We start from the raw sequence: 3360 nt of genomic DNA on the forward strand, positions 1-3360 counted from the left end.
ATCCCCTCTTTCAAGCAAAAGTAAAGAATCTGGCTATTACTCAATCAATGTCCCGTAAGGGAAATTGTTGGGATAACGCACCAATGGAATCCTTCTTTGGTCATTTTAAAGATGAAGTGGATTATAAAGATTGTAATAGTTTAAATGAACTAAAACAGATAGTGGATTCATATATCGAAGAGTACAATAATCATCGTTATCAGTGGGGATTAAATAAGATGACCCCGGCTCAATACCGAGGTCATCTGTTAGCTGCATAAGCTCTTTTTTAAACTGTCCATATTAAGGGTTACAGTTCAGCAAGCCTAGCTCTTTTTTTATTTACCCTATAAATTTCTTTTGTAATTCTTTTTCAACGATTGGCGGGACAAGTGACGAAATGTCCCCGTTATATTTTGCCACTTCTTTAACAATACTTGAGCTTAAGAAGGAATATTGATTGTTCGTCATGATAAAAAAGGTTTCAATCTCATCATTTAGAACTCTGTTCATCGAAGTAATTTGCATTTCGTACTCAAAGTCCGAAACAGCACGCAATCCACGGATGATGGCATTAGCATTTACAGCCTTTGCATAATCAACAAGTAAGCCAGAATGGACATCTACTTTAACATTTGGAAGATCTTTTGTTACAGCCTTTATTAAATTCATTCGCTCATCAACAGTGAATAACGGATTTTTAGATGAATTATTTAAAACGCTCACATAGACGGTATCAAATACTTTGGCACCTCTTCTAATAATATCTAAATGACCATATGTAATTGGATCAAAGCTTCCTGGACAAACGGCAATTCTTGTCAACCTGATTCCCCCTTACTCAATATCTGTTCGAATATAAATGGTTACCGCAATTATCCCATACTTCTCATGTTTTATCTGGCTAAATCGTCCTACTGATTTCGGTAATTCAACATCAAAGCTATGTTCACAGACAACGATTCCATCCTCGTTCACTATATTCTGTTTATCCATCTTTTCCATTAAACTGACCAGTTGCTGTTTTTTGTATGGCGGGTCTAAAAATATGTAATCGAAACGGATTTCTCTTTTTATGAGGGCCTTAAGTGCTCTATCAGCATCATTCCGATAAACCTCCGCCTGGTCCTCAAATTTACAAGCTTTTATATTTTCCTGAATCACTTGAATGGCTTTTGACTCTCGATCAATAAATATTACTTTATCCAATCCTCTACTAAGTGCCTCCAAACCTAACCCACCACTGCCAGCAAACAGGTCTAACCCGATCCCTCCATCAAAATAAGGACCAATCATATTAAATAAAGCTTCTTTGACCTTATCAGTTGTCGGCCTCGTCGTATTCCCTGGAACTGCTTTCAGCGGTCTTCCTTTACAACTGCCTGAAACCACTCTCACTTACCTATCACCACATTTTTTCAGAAATAATTTCTTAATACATCCTACCATAATTTATAAAAACTAGACAATTTCTGTGGATGATAACTTATTAATTTTATCGAAGCACACCAAAGATTGTTATATCTCGAAATTTTATCATAAAACACGTATAAGCTTTTGGGTTGTGGAAATAATGTAATTAACAACATCAATTCGAGGATGTTGTTGCCAACCGCGGAGAAGACTTACGTTTCCCCATAAGTTCTTCCTCCGGTTTCTCCTCTCCCTTTGCCTTCTATCCTTTATGAGGATGTGGAAGGACCCTGCAGAAAGTTCTGCAGGTTTTTTTTTTGCTTTTTATTCAAAAAATCCAATATAAGTGATAAAGTATTGAAGAATTGATCCATTATAAAGGAGCGTTTTAATTGATCCAGCGTTTTATTGAATTAGGTGAAGGATATTCAGATTTATATGAATTACTAGAGCTTATAAATGCCAATCAGCATCGTCTACAACATCTGCTTGCACTTCACACAAAGATTGATGGTAAGGAACTGACTTCCTTGGTCATTATTTTAAAACCTACTGATCCTGGGAAGTTTCAACCGCTTTATGTTTGTCGTGAGGGCATACCGAATCCAAATTATTGTCCTAATAAAAGGTTTGAACTTTTTGCCCAAACCGCTGCTGCGTACAATAAACAAATTCACGAACTATCGGTAAAGCCATCTTCTATCTTTTATGAAAAGGAACTTTATTTCCAATACCTAATTGGTATTCTGAGGCTTAATCATTATCTACTTCCACTTCAATAATAAAAGGTGAGGGACACCCTCACCTTTTAAATACCCATTTTATAATCATATTCTTTTGCTTTATCTGGAGCTGAATTTTCATACTCCATTCTTAAGAATGGTTTATATGAAGGTTCTACTTTTTTTACAAACGAAAAAGAATTCAACTTTTCCATGATCTCATCTACTTCTTGTTGATTACAATACAGTACAACATATTTCAACTTTTTTGAAACATAATGTACATTTCCGAAGCGTCTAAGCATTTTAGCTTGTTTTAAAGAGTAAAGCCAAACCACCAATCCTTGTCTTTGAACAAACATACTATTTCCCCTTCAACAGAACCATCATTTTAACTAAGTCTAGCATATAAAAACGCTTCATTTCAATTCAAACTTTGTTTCATTTCAATATTATACGCTGTTACAAGAAAATTACTGCACTCTAAAGAAAAAATCAGCTTTCTTTAGCTGATTTTTCACCCGCAATTACAGCTGCCACCGCCGCCACAACCACTGCTATGGCTGGATTTCGTTTCGAAAAACTGGTTGCCGGTTGGGACTTTTATATGTTCTGAAACAGCACCACCTACGATGATGCTGATGGCATCTAAAAGGTCTTGCAGGTCATTTTCTGCCAATTTAAACTCAGCTACTAGTGGATCCAAATCCATTTCTCTTTTACTTTCACGGATTTGAGTCATTACTTTTTTATAATCAGGATGATATTTCCCAAAGCGTTGAACCTCATCATATAATTCCTTTAGACTAACAAAACGCTTTATTTTACGCTGTGTCTCCCTATTATTTTGCAATTTATATAAACAAATTTGGTATTGTTCTGCAATTTCGGATTCCAGAACCATTTTAGCTAGTTGCTCAGCCTGTTCCAACAATTCGACTCTTTCTAATGTAGCAAGCACGATTACGCCCACCTCCACTGATATTTTAACATGAAAGTGTTAGTAATGCGAAAAATACAATTTATCTAGTGATATTTACCATAAATTCTTTTTCCATTCCATACGGCTGATTATTTAAATCAACCACTTCAAGTTTAACACTATGGCTGCCCGGCGGTAGCCCTTTAATAATAAATGCTGCCGCATTAACTTCTGATTTTTTCTTACCATCAATCCATATAACAAGCTTTCCTAACTTCTTCTTTGAATGATCAGTTTCTCGAAAACTGATTCCAGAAACAATAC

The 3360-nt window shown here is 35.6% G+C and carries 6 protein-coding genes and 1 pseudogene; 2 read left to right on the forward strand and 5 right to left on the reverse strand.

Annotated features, from left to right (window positions below; all coding sequences use genetic code 11):
• A partial coding sequence (locus tag V7659_RS29565) for an IS3 family transposase (protein WP_335543608.1) occupies positions 1–260 on the forward strand: 260 nt, incomplete at its 5' end.
• Between the two features lie 61 nt (positions 261–321).
• Here V7659_RS29565 and coaD read toward each other — a convergent pair.
• Together coaD and rsmD are read right to left on the reverse strand one after the other, a co-directional pair.
• Positions 322–804, reverse strand: a complete 483-nt coding sequence (gene coaD / locus V7659_RS29570; RefSeq protein WP_283878229.1) for a pantetheine-phosphate adenylyltransferase — start codon at positions 802–804, stop codon at positions 322–324.
• 12 nt (positions 805–816) lie between these two features.
• Positions 817–1377: a 16S rRNA (guanine(966)-N(2))-methyltransferase RsmD gene (gene rsmD, locus V7659_RS29575; RefSeq protein ID WP_335543609.1), complete on the reverse strand. Its 561-nt coding sequence runs from the start codon at positions 1375–1377 to the stop codon at positions 817–819.
• A 407-nt stretch (positions 1378–1784) separates the two neighbouring features.
• Here rsmD and V7659_RS29580 point away from each other — a divergent pair, with 407 nt between their 5' ends.
• A complete protein-coding gene (locus V7659_RS29580) occupies positions 1785–2174 on the forward strand; it encodes a DUF7147 family protein (RefSeq protein WP_335543610.1) in 390 nt (129 codons plus the stop codon).
• A 26-nt stretch (positions 2175–2200) separates the two neighbouring features.
• Here the strand turns inward: V7659_RS29580 and V7659_RS29585 are convergent, their stop codons facing one another.
• From V7659_RS29585 to V7659_RS29595, 3 genes and pseudogenes are all read right to left on the reverse strand, one after another.
• Positions 2201–2476 carry a YlbG family protein gene (locus V7659_RS29585; RefSeq protein WP_026566347.1) on the reverse strand — a complete coding sequence of 92 codons (276 nt, stop codon included), beginning with the start codon at positions 2474–2476 and terminating at the stop codon, positions 2201–2203.
• Between the two features lie 155 nt (positions 2477–2631).
• Positions 2632–3075 (reverse strand): YlbF family regulator, encoded by a 444-nt coding sequence (locus V7659_RS29590; RefSeq protein ID WP_335543611.1) that lies wholly within the window; start codon positions 3073–3075, stop codon positions 2632–2634.
• A 61-nt stretch (positions 3076–3136) separates the two neighbouring features.
• A pseudogene (locus tag V7659_RS29595) lies at positions 3137–3360 on the reverse strand (hypothetical protein); the annotation flags it as partial.

This window comes from Neobacillus drentensis (genome assembly GCF_036966985.1).
GTDB lineage: Bacteria > Bacillota > Bacilli > Bacillales > Cytobacillaceae > Neobacillus > Neobacillus drentensis_E.

Excerpts from the sequence above, each read along its gene's own strand:
- V7659_RS29585 (WP_026566347.1), bottom strand. The coding sequence starts at position 2,476 with ATGTTTGTTCAAAGACAAGGATTGGTGGTTTGGCTTTACTCTTTAAAA.